The sequence below is a fragment of the Peptococcus simiae genome (genome assembly GCF_046569735.1).
GTDB classification, from domain to species: Bacteria; Bacillota; Peptococcia; order Peptococcales; family Peptococcaceae; genus Peptococcus; species Peptococcus simiae_A.
Window position 1 is genome coordinate 54,022 of record NZ_JBKICG010000008.1, and the last position, 15,551, is coordinate 69,572.

Here is a 15,551-nt window from a genome sequence, read left to right on the forward strand (position 1 = left end):
TCACCTCTCGTTGATTTCCTCCATAGTGTCAAAGTGATCACCGGCAGCCAGCCTGGTGCCATTCAGGTAAGCATGAACAGGCATCGCCTTCTTCCCTGCCGGTTGAACCGTCTGCAGGCGGACCGCACCGGCTCCTGTTTGAACGTCAATTCCGGCTTTAGAGGCATTTAAAATCGTGCCGGGGGCCTGGCCGCTATCTTCCGGAGACAGGAAGGTCATCTTGATGACCTTCAAGCGTTGGCCGGCTAGCTTGGTATAGGTCCCTGTCTGATGACCAAAGGCCAGGTTGAGCTGAACAAGGTCTCGCCCTGGCTGCTGCCAGTCAATGGCTTCATCTGCCTTGCTGAATTTGGGGGCATAGGAAGCCTGGCTATCGTCTTGGGTCACCGGGATTAGCTGACCGGACAGGATATCTGTTAAGTGAGCCTCAATGGCTGCGCCGCCAAGGGCTGCTAGCCGGCCGAATAAGGCATCACTATCTTCATCGGGCTCAATGGCCAAGCGCTCCTGAGTATAAACGGCCCCGGTGTCTAGGCCCTCCTCCATCCGCATCAAACTGATGCCGGTTTCAGCATCGCCATTGCGGATAGCCCATTGGATGGGGGCTGCGCCGCGATAGGCCGGCAGTAGGGAGGCATGGACATTGATGAAGCCTTGGGGCAGGGCCTCCAACCATTTTTTAGGTAGGATTTTGCCATAGGCGGCAACCACAGCCCCATCGGCCTGGTGGGCCATGAATTCTGCAAAAGCCTCATCATCGAGTTTGGCCGGTTGGTAAACGGGGATACCCCGTTCTTCAGCAAAAACCTTAACCGGCGGCGGCAAGACCTTCTTGCCCCGCCCTGCCCGCTTGTCCGGCTGGGTGTAAACGGCCACCAGGTCATGCCCGGCGGCGATAACCGCTTCAGCAATACGAACAGCAAAGTCCGGGGTGCCCATAAAGATAATCCGCATTATTCTGCACGCTCCACATTGCTGGCCTTATCGGTGTATAAAATCCCATCTAGGTGGTCGATCTCATGTTGCAGGGCCCGGGCCTTAAAGCCTTCGGCATCAATGGTCACTTCCTGCCCTTCTTCATTCAGGGCCTTGACCTGAACCTGGTTAGCCCTGATGACGATGCCGTTAAAGCCTGGTACGCTCAAGCACCCTTCAGGCCCTTCCTGGAGGCCCTCTTTTTTGACAATTTCAGGGTTGATGAGCTGCATGAGGCCATCACCTACATCGACGACGATCATCCGGCGGGAAATGCCCACTTGAGGGGCTGCCAAGCCAACGCCATGTGCATGGTACATGGTTTCAGTCATATTGGTTAATATTTGACGCGTCCGATCCGTCACTTCATCGACCGGTCTGGCCGTTTTCCGTAAGATGGGATCGCCTGCGGTAACAATTTGAAATCTAGCCATAGACGCCTCCTTATCAGTGTCTACTATAGAATATTTTCAGGATCAACATCAACCGTTAAGCGCAAACTTTTACTCTTTCTTGAGGAAAATCGGTAATTCCTACACCAAATGCCCACGGTCAGTAGGGTCGGCAGGTAGCCTGCCTTCAAAATCATCTGGTAACGCCAGCGGTTTCTCACCTTTTCTAAGGGGGCCGGACTCGGACCAAGGATGATTAGGTGCCGGTCAGGCAGGTCCCGGGGATCCGGGTCATTGGCCAGTTGAACATAGCGTTCGCCATCCTTGGCACTGACCTGGGTCAGGGCCTTGAGGTCCCTGGCCAGGGCCTGGATGGCTTCTTCAGCCACCAGTCGGTCTCCAGCACTCACCACCACCTGCATCAGGTGGGTAAAGGGTGGATAGTCTATCATTCTACGTACCTCAATTTCATGATTATAAAACATATCATAGTCTTGGACACTGGCAGCGACAAGAGCGGGGTGGTCCGGCTGCCGGGTTTGAAAGATGACCAGGCCGGGCTTGTCTCCGCGCCCGGCCCGACCAGCCACCTGGGTGAGCTCCTGAAAGGTCCTTTCAGCCGCCCTGTAGTCGGGCAGGTAAAGGCCCAGGTCTGCATTTAAGACCCCTGTCAGGGTAATATTGGGGAAGTCCAAGCCCTTGGCAATCATCTGGGTGCCGACCAAGACCTGGGCCTCCCCTTTTTGGAAGGCCCGCAAGATGTCTCCCTGGTTGCGGCTGGTATCCGAATCCAGCCGGGCGGTTTTCACCTGGGGGAAAAGGGTATGAAAGGCCTGCTCGATTTGCTCGGTCCCCATGCCCTGGTGGCTGAGCTGGTCTGACTGACAGTTGGGGCAGGTCGTCGGTGGTCGACTGACAAAGTCGCAGTAGTGGCAGCGGAGGACGCCCTTGTTCTTGTGGTAGGTCAGGGCCACGTCACAGTGGGGACAAAGGATGGCTTCACCACACTCGTCACAGACGAGGGCCGTCGCATAGCCCCGGCGGTTCATATATAAGAGGGCCTGGTCGCCCAGGGCTAACCGCTCCCTTAAGGCCTGGATTAGCTGGTCACTGAAGACCTGCCGGGGGTCCAGCTCCCGGCGGAGGTCGCAGACTTGAACGGTAGGGAGGTTGGCGCCACCGGCCCGTTCATGGAGGGTCAAGCGGGTAATGCTGCCCGTATCTGCCCGGTAGGCCAGGTCTACAGAAGGGGTGGCGCTCCCTGAAATAAAGAGGGCCTGATTCATTTGGGCCCGCTTTTCCGCAACCGTATGAGCATGGTAGCGGGGGTCCGGTTCCGTTTGCTTATAGGCCCCATCATGGCCCTCATCAATGATGACCAGGCCCAGGTTGTCAAGTGGGGCAAAGACAGCACTCCGGGTCCCGATGACAATCCGTCTTTTACCTACTTTGATTTCCCGCCACTGCTGGTAGCGCTCTTTATCTGTCAGCCCACTATGTAAAATAGCTATGTCATCGGGAAATTGGGCGGCAAAGCGGGAAAGCATCTGCTTGGTTAAGGAAATTTCAGGAATTAAAACCAGGGCGGCCTCGCCCTTGGCCAAGACCTTGGCCACCGACCGGATATAAATTTCCGTCTTCCCGCTCCCGGTAATCCCTTGTAAAAGAAAAGAGGCAAAGACCCCTGCCTGTAAACTTCTTTCCAGAGTAGCCATGACCTGGGTCTGACCTTCAGAAAGGGTAATGTCTCGGGCAGGCGGGGTCACCTGGGCCGAATGGATGGTCGCTGCCTGGTAGCTCTCTTCCTTACGCACATAACCCTTTTTAATAAGTGCTGAGAGGCTGGCATGAGGATCGGTGCCGCCAAAGCGCTGGCGCAATTGGCCGGCGGTCTGGGGGCCATCTGTAAAAAGGGCTAGAAGCGTGGCCTGTTGGCGGGGGGCCCGATCCAGGGCCTGCTCGGCCAGCTTGAAGGCCTCTTCAGATAAATCCGCCAGGTAGAGGGCCAGGGGTTTTTCTTTAGGCTCTGTGTATTGCCAGCGCCAATGCACCAACCCCTCTTCTTCCAAAGAGGCAAGCAGGGGCTGCCAGTCGGGAAAGGCGCTTCTTATTTCTTTTTCTGTTCTGGCTGTCTGGAGGTAGTCTAAAAAAGACTGGGCCCTGGCTTCCAAGTTACCTGTACCAGCTTGACCGACTAGGACCCTTTCAAGCTTTTGCCGGATATAGGCCGGCAACATGGCCTCAAAGACCAGGTAAATGGGTGATAAAAAGCGTTTAGCCGTCCACAGGCCAAGGGCCAGCTGCTCCGGACTTAAAACAGGAGACTGGTCTAAAAGGTCCATGATTGCCTTGATCTGGACGCCGGCTTCCATACTATGCTTATCGGATACGGCCACGACGATGGCCGGCAAGGCTTTATTTCCCCGGCCGTAAGGCACGAGGACCCGCATACCTACTGCCAACATTTCAGTCAAATCCGGTGGAATGGCATAGGTAAAGGTTTTTCCGCCTGGCGGATAGGGTAAATTCAAAGCCACTTGAGCAAACAAGACCCCGCCTCCTTTCAAAAAAAAGATGCCGCATGCGGCATCTTTGATATTAACCCTTGACGGCTTCTTTTAAAGCATCGACCCGGTCGGTTCTTTCCCAGGGCAGGTCCAGGTCTTCCCGGCCAAAGTGCCCATAGGCAGCGCAGGCCCGGAAGATGGGCCGCCGTAATTCCAGGTCACGAATGATGGCGGCCGGCCGCAGGTCAAAGACGGTCATCACCGCCTGGGCCAGCTTTTCTTCATCAACAGTAGCGGTACCGAAGGTTTCTACGAGGACGCTCATCGGCCGGGCCACCCCAATGGCATAGGCCAGTTGGACTTCGCATCTTTTAGCGAAGCCGGCTGCCACGATATTTTTAGCGACATACCGAGCCGCGTAAGCGCCGGACCGGTCAACCTTGGTGCCATCTTTACCGGACAGGGCCCCGCCGCCATGCCGGGCCATACCGCCGTAGGTGTCAACAATAATCTTCCGTCCGGTTAAGCCGGCATCCCCTTGAGGGCCGCCAATGACAAAGCGGCCGGTCGGATTAATAAAGTATTGGGTCTGGTCATCCAGGAGGTCTGCCGGAATGGCCGCCTTGACCACCTGGTCAATAATATCTTCCCGCAACTGGTCCAGGTTAGCGGCATCTGTATGCTGGGCAGAGATAACAATCGTATCCACCCGGCGCGGTGCCCCGTCTTCATACTCAACGGTGACCTGGCTCTTGCCATCAGGCAGGAGGTAGTCCAGAATCCTCTTTTTTCGCACTTCTGTTAAGCGGCGGGTCAGCCGGTGGGACAGGTAAATCGGCAGGGGCATCAGGGTAGGGGTTTCATCAGAGGCATAGCCAAACATCATCCCCTGGTCCCCAGCACCGATGGCCTCTATTTCTTCATCTGTCATCGACCCTTCACGGGCTTCCAGGGCACAGTCGACCCCCTGGGCGATGTCCGGTGACTGTTCCCCAATGGCAGTAATAACTGCAGAGGTCTTATAATCGAAGCCTTGGCGGGCGTCATTGTAGCCAATGTCATGGATGACCCCGCGGGCAATCTTCGGCATATCCACATAGCAGCTGGTGCTGATTTCACCGGAAATAAAGACCATGCCGGTGGTTAAGAAGGTTTCACAGGCCACCCGGGCATTGGGATCTTTTTCTAAAATAGCATCTAGGATGGCATCGGAAATTTGATCGGCAATTTTATCCGGATGCCCCTCAGTCACCGATTCTGAAGTAAAAAACTTTTTCAAATGAGTTCTCCCCTTTTGCCTTAATACTTATAAGGTCTTTTTTCATTTAAAAGTTTATCAACACGTTCAATGATTTGAGCAGCTAGACGGTCTTTCGCCATGGTGGGCCAGTGGTCCACCTGGCCGGTGCGGTCAATCACGGTCACTGTGTTAACATCATGACCAAAACCGGCATTGGCTGCTGTAATATCATTGGCGATAATCATATCCAAGCCTTTGCGCTGTAACTTGTCCTGGGCATAGCCCTCTACATTCTGACTTTCAGCAGCAAATCCCACCAGCACTTGATGGGGCTTTTTAATCTCCTTGACAGCAGATAGGATATCCGGGTTCCGGGTCAGGGCCAGGGATAGGTCTTCCTTCCCCTTTTTCATCTTGTTATCCAGGTAAACCGCCGGCCGATAATCTGACGGCGCCGCCGCCATAATTAAGGCATCGCAGGTCCCAAATTCCTCTGTAATGGCCTTTTCCAGGTCCCTGGTACTAATAATAGGAATGGTCTGAACGCCCTGCGGTGGGTCCAGCTGGACTGGGCCACTGACCAGGGTCACCTCCGCCCCGGCATTTTTAGCGGCCTGGGCAAGGGCATAGCCCATCTTGCCGGAGCTATGGTTGGTTAAATAACGGACAGGGTCTACCCGTTCCTGGGTCGGTCCGGCACTCACCAGGATCCGTTTACCCGTCATCGTTTTTGGCATGGCTGTAGCGAGGACGGCCTTTAAAATATCCGCCGGCTCCATCATCTTGCCAACCCCGACTGTATGACAGGCCAGTTGGCCTTCCACCGGGGCTAAAATCTCGGCTCCCCGTTGGGCAATGGTCTCAATATTAGCCTGGGTCGCCGGGTGCATGTACATTTGATCATTCATGGCTGGGGCCACGAGCAGCGGGCCGCGGTAGGCCAGGAGTAGGGTGGATAAAAAGTCATCGGCTATGCCATGGGCCATTTTAGCGATGATATTCGCCGTAGCCGGTGCGACAAGGACCAGGTCGGCCCACCGAGCCAGGTTAATATGGGCCAGGACATCTTCAGCCTGGGGATCAAACATATCTAGAATGACCTTGCGAGATGTTAGGGTTTCATAGGGCAGCGGCATAACCATTTCCCTGGCGTGCTTGGTCAAAACCACCTGCAGGTCACAACCTGCCTTGGTCAGGGCGCTTGTCAAGGGCAGGGTCTTGTAGGCCGCAATCCCCCCACTAACAGCTAAGATAACATTCATAAAGACCTACTCCTCTACAGGGATCTCTGTCTCCACATCATCATTAAAAGTATAGGAAACATGCCCTTCTCCGATTTCGCATAGGGCAATGGAAACGCTTTTATTGGTCGGGGCATCCGTTAACCGCACCGCCCCGTCAACCAGTTCCCGGGCCCGTTTGGCAGCGACGACTGCCAGAGAGTACTTACTATCCGCTTCTTCAAGTAATTTATCGATACTCGGTTGAATCATATTTTTGCTCCTTTTCCAATCTAAACTGGCGCGGCAAGCGGCTATTATGCTCAACGCGACATTTCTCTGCATTGATAATGGCTTGCAGGTCTGCTGTTGCTTCATGGATATCGTCATTGACGATGACATAGTCATAGGCCGTTAGGGTGTTGATTTCATTCAAGGCATTCCCTAGGCGATGACAAATCTGCTCCTCGCTTTCCGTCCCCCGGCCCCGAATGCGCCGCTCCAGCTCAGCAAAAGACGGCGGCATAATAAAGACCAGGACCGCATCACTTTTTTTCAATTTAACCTGCTTGGCTCCCTGCGGGTCAATTTCAATCATCACATCTTTGCCCGCCCGGACCTGCTCTTCCACATAGTCTAGGGGGGTCCCATAATAATTTTTATAGACTTCAGCCCATTCCAGGAAACCATCAGCCTTGATTTTTTCTTTAAAGGCCTCCCTGGTCATAAAAAAGTAATCGACTTGGTCTTTTTCACCGGGCCTGGGCTCTCGCGTCGTTGCAGAAATCGAGTAGCTGATATCAATTTGTTCTCTTAAGTGTTCACAGAGGGTCCCTTTTCCTGCGCCGGAAGGTCCTGATAATACGATGACAATGCCTTCTTTTTTATGCGCTAACATAAGCGCCTCCTTCCAGTCACAATCCTAGGCGATGTTTTGAATTTGTTCCCGCATGGCATCAATTAGGGTTTTCAGTTCAACAACCGCATGGCTACCACGGGTATCATTAATCTTTGATCCACAGGTATTCACTTCCCGGTTCATTTCCTGGAGATAAAAGTCTGCTTCACGGCCAATGGGCCCCTCTTCTTTGAAAAGGTCTCTGAGTTTTTTTATATGACTATCTAAGCGCACCAGTTCTTCTTCGATACTGGTCCGGTTCATAAAGTAAACGAGTTCTTCCATCAGCCGCTGTTCATTGATACCGGCTTGGCCGAGGACTTCTTCCAATTTCTCGCGTAATTTGTCCTCCAGTTGCTGGCGGACCCGGGGGGCGACCTCCTGTAAGACCCTTAGGTTGGCCGCACACTTTTCTAACCGCTGGTCTAAGTCGGCAGCCAGCCGGTTGCCTTCCGCCAGTGTCGCTTGTCTATAATTGGCTAGGGCTATTTGGAGGGCTTGAAAAATCAAAGGTTTATCTTCTTCGTCAAAAGTAAGGACCTGGTCTTCTATCATATGGGGAATCTGTAAAAGTGCCAGCCATTCCTGCCGACTGAAAGCCCCTTCTCCCACCTGGCTGCTCAAGTGGCTGGCAACGGTACTCAATAAGCTTTCATTAATAGCCCAACGGGCTTGGCCGGCGGCCAGGTCTTCCAGGCGGACCTCAACACTAATATTGCCGCGAAATATTTCCTGGCTTAAGGCCTGTCTCAGGTCTACTTCATAGGGGCGCAAAATCTGTGGCATTGAAATCCGCCAGTCCAACCGTTTATGGTTCACCGAATGGATGGCCACCGATACATGCCATTGAGCATTTTCTGCAGTACCGGCCCCAAATCCTGTCATGCTGCGCATAGGACCTCCTAAAATAGTTTTACCTTACAATACCACAAATCCGCCGGTAAAAAAAGTAGCGGCAACCAATCCGTTAAAAGAGTACGGCTGACGCCGGAACCGTCAGCCGTAGGCTTATAGGGAATATTCAATTTCAATCGGTTTTAAATTTTTGCTGAGGATGTTTTTTTGGGGCTTAATGATGACCTTATTTTTACGGATTAAAATACTGCCACAGCGCTGTATGGCCACTGATAAGCAATGGGCATCATCCAAGTGGTCGTGGCGGAGCACATCCCCATGCTTATCTTTAATAGTAGAATAAATTTGGCACTGGCCGTTATTAAAAAGCCGTAGGGACAAGTTGACCTCTATTTTTTGGTCACACTTACTGCGGTATAAAAGAGGCAGGTTTTCATCCCCTTCTCGGATCACAGCTACCGCCTCTAGGATATCATCGGTAAACTGATCTTCTGCATCATAGGTTAAAAGAATACGTTCTGTTGTCGCCAGTAAAATAGCCTTCTTCTCTTGATCTGACCGCCGGTTAAAATCTTCTGCATTGAGCCCAATGGTAATGTATCTAGACCCATCATTGGACAAGCGCATCTCATCTTCAATTTCAGTGGCCGGTAGGTAAGTACTGAAAACGACCGTTAATTTTTCTTGTTCAAATAGTTTAACGCCCTTTTCATATAGTAACAGGGCTAAGCGTTGACCAATAACCGAATAATTAAAAGGAATATCATATAAAACACCGATATCTGCAGGGAATTCTTCCCCGGATACATTTGGCACATCGGTTTCTGCATAGGTCAAGGCCGTTATGACCTTCGCTGTCATATCGTCACCTCATTGTATAAGTAATCCCATATAAAGACGACATATTGTACATACAAATCAAGTATACCATATCTCCACATGGAACAGTTTTACTTTATGCTAGGATTACTTTTTTTTATTAATCCACAAAAAACGCTTAAGGAGGGGATGCCTCCTTAAGCGAATGGTCTGCTTATATCCAATCCTTTTCTAGTAAAAGTTCTAAAATTTGCACCGTATTGGTAGCTGCCCCCTTACGAATTTGGTCGAAACAGGCCCATAAGTTTAAGGCATGGTCATTGTAGAGGTCTTTGCGAATCCGGCCAACATAAATATCATCGCTGCCCGTTGCCGTAATCGGCATGGGGTAGATGTTATCATGGGGCTTGTCCTGTAAGACCACCCGGGGGGCTGCAGCGAGAATTTCACGAGCTTCATCCGGGGAAAGGGGCTTTTCAAACTCTACATAGACACTTTCCGCATGGCTCCGCATGACCGGCACCCGAACGGCTGTGACCGTAATGGCCATATCCGGCGCGTCTAAAATTTTATGGGTTTCATGGAGGACCTTGGTCTCTTCCTTACTGTAGTCCTCTTCCTGCCAAACATCAATATGGGGGATTAAGTTAAAGGCAATCTGGTGCTGGAAGACATCCGGATGGATGGGTTCGTGATCCAGGATTTGACGGGACTGGTTTTCTAATTCCGTCAGGCCGGCAGCACCGGCACCGGAAACGGCCTGGTAGGTACTGACAATAATCCGCTTGACGCCCGCTTTCTGGTGGAGGGGGTTAATGGCTCCGACCAAGAGGGTCGTCGAGCAGTTCGGGCTAGCAATGAGCCCCTTATGGTTTTTAGCTGCCTCCCCGTTGACTTCCGGAATAATGAGGGGAACATCTTCCTCTAAGCGGAAGGTGCTGCTATTGTCGATGACAACCGTACCGGCTGCCTGGACGTCTCGCCCGAAGGCCCTGCTGGCCGGGCCACCGGCAAATAAGGCCACATCTACACCCTTAAAGGCATCCAGGGTGGTTTCTTCTACGGTATATGTTTTCCCCATAAAGGTTATTTTTTTGCCGGCGCTCCGGGAACTGGCCAGCATCTTTAGGGATTTAAATGGCACTTTACGCTCTTCAATCACTTTGAGAATTTCTTGCCCTACAGCACCAGTGGCGCCAACAACGGCAATATTTAATTCTTTCATAGCAGCATCTCCTTTTATATATCAGTTACCGGTCATGCTATCATGCAGGATTTAGGCTGTCAAATATTACCGGGCAGCCCGGGCCAAAAATTCCCGCGTCCGGTCATGCTGGGGATTTTCGAATAATTGGTCCGGCGTCCCGCTTTCCAGGATAATGCCTTCATTCATAAAGACAATTCGGTCAGCAACATCGCGGGCAAAGTTCATTTCATGGGTGACGACAATCATGGTCAGACCGCTATCAGCCAAGTCCTTCATGATGGCCAAGACACCATCAACCATTTCCGGGTCTAAAGCGGAGGTCGGTTCGTCAAAGAGAACCACTTCCGGGTCCATGGAGAGGGCCCGGGCTATAGCCACCCGTTGCTTTTGCCCACCGGAAAGTTGCCTGGGCAGGGCATTGGCAAATTCGATCATGCCCACTTGTCTAAGATATTTTTTAGCTGTTTCCTCTGCCTCTTGCTCTGACCGGCCCAGGGCCTTGACCTGGGCATAGGTGCAATTATGAAGGGCAGACATATTATTGAATAGGTTAAACTGCTGGAAGACCATCCCTACTTTCGTGCAGTATTGGTTTTGGTCGACCTGGTCCGCTAGGATATTCTGGTCTTTAAAGTAAATGGCACCGCCGGTCGGTTGCTCTAAGAGGTTGATGCAGCGGAGCAGGGTTGACTTACCAGACCCGGATGACCCAATGAGGCAGACCACTTCACCCGGCGCCACATCCAGGTCAATTTGCCGCAACACTTCCCTGGAGCCGAAGGATTTTTTAAGTTTTTCAATCCGAAGAACAGCTTCTGTCATTTCGTTTGCCCTCCTTGGCCCAGGTTGCTCATATAGGCGCTGCCATCTAAGTCAACCATCAGTTCATAGTGGTCGCTGCCATCCATTTTACGTTCAATTAAACCCAGAACCCGGGTGGTCACAAGGGTTAAAACCAAATAAATGACACAGGCAATGAGGAAGGGCGGGCCAACATTAAACATGGCCCCACCGATGGTTTGGGAGGTATAGAAAATCTCCGTTACCCCAATAATGGATAAGACGCAGCTATCCTTCATATTAATGATAAATTCATTACCGATGGTCGGTAAAATATTGCGCAGGGCCTGGGGCATGATAATGCCCTTCATCGTTTGCCAGTGGCTCAGGCCCACCGAATGGGCCGCCTCATATTGGCCGTTATCCACAGAAATAATCCCGGACCGGACAATTTCCGCCATATAGGCCCCGGTATTAATGGTAATGATGAGGAGCCCGGCCGTCAGGACATTGAGCTGGACGCCAAAGAGGCCGGCTGCAATCCCAAAGTAGATGAACATGGCCTGGACCATCATGGGGGTACTCCGGAAAAATTCAATATAGCAGGTGGTCAGAAAGCGACCGATTTTATACAGGGTCACCAGGACCTTGTTAGACTGACGCTCGATGGGAATGACCCGGTACATCCCTACCAGCATGCCGATGGCCAGACCCACCAGGGTCCCGACGACAGCTAAAAGCAGGGTCACCCCTATGCCGCGCAAGTACCAGTGCCCATAATTGGCCAATATATTGGAAATGGGTTCTAATAATGCCATTATAGCCTTCCTTTCAGAAAAGAGACTGCCCTTATATAAGGGCAGTCCGTAGTTGAACTTGATTATGCAGCCGGTTGTTCCTTGATGGCCTTTTCCATCAGGGCTTCACGGTCTTCATCGCTGATTTTCTTCAGGGCATTATTAACCGCTTCCATCAGGGCGTCATTGCCTTTTTTCACAGCTGCAGCAATGGCAACATCGTTAGGGTCGGTTTCAAAAGCGTTGGCTTCGTCAAATTCGACAAAGGTAAAGCCTTTGATGGCGTTTTGAGCAGATAAGCCTTCTACTTTTTCAGATACATAGCCATCGATGATGCCGGATTTTAAGGCTTCCCGCATGGTGCTGAAGTCCTTCATCGGGTCTTGAATCTTAGCTGCCGTTAATTGCTTGAGGGCTGTAGCATGGAAGGTATTGACCTGAGCCGTTACCTTGGCATCCTTGAAGTCTTCCTTGGTCTTGGCCTGGGCATAGGGGCTGTCTTCTTTGACGACAACAACCAGTTGACTGAGGTAGTAGGGGTCAGAGAAGTTGACGGTTTTTCGGCGTTCAGCTGTCGGGCTCATCCCGGCCATAACTAAGTCGGCGGTACCGGATTGAACAGCCGGAGACAGGGAATCCCAAGGCAGTTTAACCACTTGTAATTCTAAGCCGAGTTCTTTAGCAACCAATTGGGCCATTTGGATGTCATAGCCGTTGGCAAAGGTGTTGGTCCCCTTAATCGGCGCAGCATTGTTGCTGTCATCGACCTGGGTCCAGTTGAAGGGCGGGTATTGGGCTTCCATAGCAATGGTTAATTTTCCTTTTTCAACGGTTTGAAGTCCGCCATCAGTCGCTGCGGTTGACGCCGCCGGTTCAGATGTTGCAGAGCTTTCGCTGGCGCCATTACCGCCACAGGCGGTGACAGATACCGCTAAAGCCAGGGTGAGTACGGTTGCCATTAGTTTTTTTAGTTTCATGATCCAGAAACCTCCTCTTTTTTTACCATATAAAAACACCACAATTGCTTGTGGTGTAATGCATCAGTTTTGCAGCACAACAATGGACCCATTGACAGCCCTAAACCTATTGAGTTTAGTTCCAAGAGGGCAGTGAAGAAAGCACTCCCTCTTTCGGCGAAGACACCTTTAGGTCTGTTTCAATGGCGCTTTTTCGCCTCCGCAGCCGACTCATTGTCCTCGCAACCTCTGCATTACAATATGATATTGCCTTAAGGCTAACATAGATTTGCATGGGCGTCAATTGAAAGTTATCAATACTTGTCATTAGTCCAGGTAGGGGTCACCTTTTGTTTGGCCAAGGGCTCGGTCAATAAGGGCCTTTGAAAGGGGTCCAGCCGGTCGACCAAGGCCCTATAGGCGCCCAGATCCTCTGCAGAAAAGCCGCTGCTATTTTCCCCAAGGCCCCAGGCCTGGATACAGGGGTGGTGGCCATACCGCCTTAACCATTTTTCCAGTAAAGTACGCCGCCTGGCCCCCTTGAGGCCCTGGGCGTAGACAGTGACTGGCGGCAGGTCCAGGATGGCCTGCTGGCCAACCTGGTCACATAGGTCTAGGTAGGCATCAGCTTGGGTCAGGCCATCCAGCCGGAGATAACCTCTCCGGGCTTGAACCAGCGGACCGGTTTGTCCCTGGCAAAAGGCCTCTAAAGGTAGGATGGGGAGGTCCCGGTCTATATCAGACCCAGGGGCCAGTAGGCCAAAGGGCAACAACCAGTGGTCCATGAGCCGGTTATTATCGACTGCCTGCACCTCTAGCTGATAGAGGATCGGCTGGTCTGGGGACCAGGTAGCCAGCAGACCTTCCGGTATGGTATGGCACTGGCCCTCGCCTGTATAAACGGCCTCGCCTGTATCATCAACAAGAAAGACATATAGCTGAGTCAATTCACCGACGGTATCCAGGCAAAAAGTCAGCGGCCCCTCTTCTCTTCCCATCCTGCAGCCGGCTATATAAGACCAGGGACTGGTCCTAATGCCAATGGTCGCAAAGACACCTGCTTTTGGCATGCCAAGGGGGGCAGCTAGGGCCAGCCAGTCTTCTGCAGCTATATTGAGCGGCGGTAACAAGGGGCAGGTATCCTTATCCGGCAGGTTGACAAAGCGAATAACCAACTGGTTGTCGCCGACCTGGAGCAAGTCATTGCAGGCAAATTCAACAGGCTTGCCGGGGGTATAGTGGATATGAGCCAGGACCCCATTGATATAAAGATAGGCCGGGGCAGCCATGCTTTCGCAGAAAAAGGCGCAGCGTTGGTCCAAAAAAACCGCCGGTAGGATAAAGCGATGGCGGTAGGCCTGTTCTTCTCCTAAGGTTGAAAAGGAAAGGCCGGTGGGCGAGGGAAAGGCAACCGCTTGCTGGGCCCGGTCAGACAGCCAGTAGCCTGCCAAGGACAAGAATAAGCGGCTAGCTGTTTGTTTCATGACCCTGCCCCTTACCCTTTCTGGGCCAAGTGGCCGGTTTTAGCAAAGGTCTGGAGAATAGGGACGGCCTTGGCACAGGCCTGGGCCCGATGGCTGATGGCGTTTTTCTCCTCTGCCTCCATTTCAGCCAGGCTCTTCATGGCTTCAGGGACTAAAAAGAGGGGGTCATAGCCAAAGCCATTGGCCCCGACCGGTGACCGGAGGATGACCCCATCCAGCCGCCCTTCGACAAAAATCGGCTCTTGGTCGGGAAGGGCCAGGGCTAAGGTACAGACAAAGTGGGCCTGGCGCTTATCATTGGGGGTATCGGCCAAATCGGCCAATAATTTTTTATTATTGGCTGCGTCATCATGGGCAACCCCGGCATACCGGGCCGAATAAATCCCAGGGGCTCCGTCTAGGGCCTCTACCACCAGGCCTGAGTCATCGGCCAGGGCCAGCTGGCCAGTCAGACGGGCGACGGTTTGCGCCTTAATGGCTGCGTTTTCCTGGAAGGTCTCCCCATCCTCGACAATCTCACCTACAGCCGGGTAAGCGGCCAGGCTCTCTACTTCAAAGGGTAAATGAGCAAGTAGGGCTTCCATCTCTTTTCTTTTCTTTTCATTATGGGTGGCAAGTACCAGTTTAATCATAGACCCTCCTGATTTTAGATATAAAAAAAGCACCCTTTGGGGTGCTGGAAGCGGAAAACGAGATTCGAACTCGCGACCCTCGCCTTGGCAAGGCGATGCTCTACCACTGAGCCATTTCCGCATAGCGCTCATCTCTGGCGCTATTACATAATATCACACTCCAGAAAAAATGCAAGCCTTTTTTACAAAAAATTGATGTCCTGTTATCAAATTTTCCTAAAGACCACACCAGCCTACCGCCAGACCGAGGTCAATTTCCTTTTATCTTATGAAAACCACCCCTTTACAAATCACTTCATTCAGGCTATAATATCAATCGTTAAGCGCCCGTAGCTCAGTGGATAGAGCGTTGCCCTCCGGAGGCAAAAGCGTAGGTTCGACTCCTATCGGGCGTGTTATAACTTCTCGAGGATATTCAAACAGACCCAAAAACCGCTCAATAGAGCGGTTTTTAACATTTTGGCATTTCGCTGAAACACAAGTTTAGACAATAGTTCTACACGTTTTTCTACACGTTTTTTATAAAACCCGCTTCTTAAAACATCAATGTGTTTGTTTAATTTATAGGTTTGTTATTCTTATTCAGTTGATTCGGATAAGACGCTTCACGCAAGGCGATTAGTTCTTTTAACTCTGCTAAGTCCTCTTCTGTAGCCTTAGTTCGGATGAAACGCCTAGTGCTAGTGCGGTCAATTAAATAGCGCTGGTGGTCTTTATTATTTTCAGCCCACTTTTTATCAGCTTCAGGATTATATACTGCTTTTCTTTTTGTCATCTCTTGCCATATTT

16 protein-coding genes, 2 tRNA genes and 1 riboswitch are annotated in these 15,551 nt (G+C 51.6%); of the genes, 1 reads left to right on the plus strand and 17 read right to left on the minus strand.

Annotated features, from left to right (window positions below; genetic code table 11):
- The 16 genes from fmt to ACLGL1_RS04865 all read right to left on the minus strand — a co-directional run bounded on the left by fmt (position 1) and on the right by ACLGL1_RS04865 (position 14,883).
- A complete protein-coding gene (gene fmt / locus ACLGL1_RS04790; protein WP_411007620.1) occupies positions 1 to 954 on the minus strand; it encodes a methionyl-tRNA formyltransferase in 954 nt (317 codons plus the stop codon).
- Positions 954 to 1,409: a peptide deformylase gene (gene def, locus ACLGL1_RS04795; protein WP_411007621.1), complete on the minus strand. Its 456-nt coding sequence runs from the start codon at positions 1,407 to 1,409 to the stop codon at positions 954 to 956. The genes fmt and def overlap by 1 nt, the downstream gene beginning before the upstream one ends.
- A 23-nt stretch (positions 1,410 to 1,432) precedes the next feature.
- On the minus strand, positions 1,433 to 3,916 hold the full coding sequence (priA, locus tag ACLGL1_RS04800) for a primosomal protein N' (protein ID WP_411007622.1): 2,484 nt from the start codon (positions 3,914 to 3,916) through the stop codon (positions 1,433 to 1,435).
- A gap of 49 nt (positions 3,917 to 3,965) precedes the next feature.
- On the minus strand, positions 3,966 to 5,153 hold the full coding sequence (gene metK, locus ACLGL1_RS04805; protein WP_411007623.1) for a methionine adenosyltransferase: 1,188 nt from the start codon (positions 5,151 to 5,153) through the stop codon (positions 3,966 to 3,968).
- Positions 5,154 to 5,173: 20 nt separating this feature from the next.
- Positions 5,174 to 6,376, minus strand: coding sequence for a bifunctional phosphopantothenoylcysteine decarboxylase/phosphopantothenate--cysteine ligase CoaBC (coaBC, locus tag ACLGL1_RS04810; protein ID WP_411007624.1), 1,203 nt, complete (start codon positions 6,374 to 6,376; stop codon positions 5,174 to 5,176).
- A gap of 6 nt (positions 6,377 to 6,382) precedes the next feature.
- The gene (rpoZ, locus tag ACLGL1_RS04815) at positions 6,383 to 6,607 is read right to left on the minus strand and encodes a DNA-directed RNA polymerase subunit omega (protein WP_411007625.1); all 225 of its coding nucleotides are present in this window, start codon (positions 6,605 to 6,607) and stop codon (positions 6,383 to 6,385) included.
- Positions 6,585 to 7,232, minus strand: a complete 648-nt coding sequence (gene gmk / locus ACLGL1_RS04820) for a guanylate kinase (RefSeq protein ID WP_411007626.1) — start codon at positions 7,230 to 7,232, stop codon at positions 6,585 to 6,587. Before gmk ends, rpoZ begins: the two co-directional genes overlap by 23 nt.
- A gap of 24 nt (positions 7,233 to 7,256) precedes the next feature.
- Positions 7,257 to 8,126 carry a YicC/YloC family endoribonuclease gene (locus ACLGL1_RS04825; RefSeq protein WP_411007627.1) on the minus strand — a complete coding sequence of 290 codons (870 nt, stop codon included), beginning with the start codon at positions 8,124 to 8,126 and terminating at the stop codon, positions 7,257 to 7,259.
- 114 nt (positions 8,127 to 8,240) lie between these two features.
- Complete coding sequence (locus ACLGL1_RS04830; RefSeq protein WP_411007628.1) at positions 8,241 to 8,948, minus strand: hypothetical protein; 708 nt, start codon at positions 8,946 to 8,948, stop codon at positions 8,241 to 8,243.
- Between the two features lie 172 nt (positions 8,949 to 9,120).
- A complete protein-coding gene (locus ACLGL1_RS04835) occupies positions 9,121 to 10,131 on the minus strand; it encodes an aspartate-semialdehyde dehydrogenase (protein ID WP_411007629.1) in 1,011 nt (336 codons plus the stop codon).
- 66 nt (positions 10,132 to 10,197) lie between these two features.
- Positions 10,198 to 10,935 carry an amino acid ABC transporter ATP-binding protein gene (locus ACLGL1_RS04840; RefSeq protein WP_411007630.1) on the minus strand — a complete coding sequence of 246 codons (738 nt, stop codon included), beginning with the start codon at positions 10,933 to 10,935 and terminating at the stop codon, positions 10,198 to 10,200.
- Positions 10,932 to 11,711: an amino acid ABC transporter permease gene (locus tag ACLGL1_RS04845; RefSeq protein WP_411007631.1), complete on the minus strand. Its 780-nt coding sequence runs from the start codon at positions 11,709 to 11,711 to the stop codon at positions 10,932 to 10,934. The genes ACLGL1_RS04840 and ACLGL1_RS04845 overlap by 4 nt, the downstream gene beginning before the upstream one ends.
- Positions 11,712 to 11,773: 62 nt before the next feature.
- Positions 11,774 to 12,667: a transporter substrate-binding domain-containing protein gene (locus tag ACLGL1_RS04850; RefSeq protein ID WP_411007632.1), complete on the minus strand. Its 894-nt coding sequence runs from the start codon at positions 12,665 to 12,667 to the stop codon at positions 11,774 to 11,776.
- 64 nt (positions 12,668 to 12,731) lie between these two features.
- A riboswitch (Lysine riboswitch) is annotated at positions 12,732 to 12,906 on the minus strand.
- 54 nt (positions 12,907 to 12,960) lie between these two features.
- Complete coding sequence (locus ACLGL1_RS04855; RefSeq protein WP_411007633.1) at positions 12,961 to 14,130, minus strand: hypothetical protein; 1,170 nt, start codon at positions 14,128 to 14,130, stop codon at positions 12,961 to 12,963.
- An 11-nt stretch (positions 14,131 to 14,141) separates the two neighbouring features.
- Entirely contained in the window at positions 14,142 to 14,762 is a 621-nt protein-coding gene (locus tag ACLGL1_RS04860; RefSeq protein WP_411007634.1) for an XTP/dITP diphosphatase, read from the minus strand.
- 49 nt (positions 14,763 to 14,811) lie between these two features.
- A tRNA-Gly gene (locus ACLGL1_RS04865) sits at positions 14,812 to 14,883 on the minus strand.
- Between the two features lie 202 nt (positions 14,884 to 15,085).
- Between ACLGL1_RS04865 and ACLGL1_RS04870 the strand changes: the two genes are divergently transcribed.
- Positions 15,086 to 15,157, plus strand: a tRNA-Arg gene (locus ACLGL1_RS04870).
- A gap of 161 nt (positions 15,158 to 15,318) precedes the next feature.
- Here ACLGL1_RS04870 and ACLGL1_RS04875 read toward each other — a convergent pair.
- Positions 15,319 to 15,537 (minus strand): hypothetical protein, encoded by a 219-nt coding sequence (locus ACLGL1_RS04875; RefSeq protein WP_411007635.1) that lies wholly within the window; start codon positions 15,535 to 15,537, stop codon positions 15,319 to 15,321.
- Positions 15,538 to 15,551 lie beyond the last annotated feature (14 nt).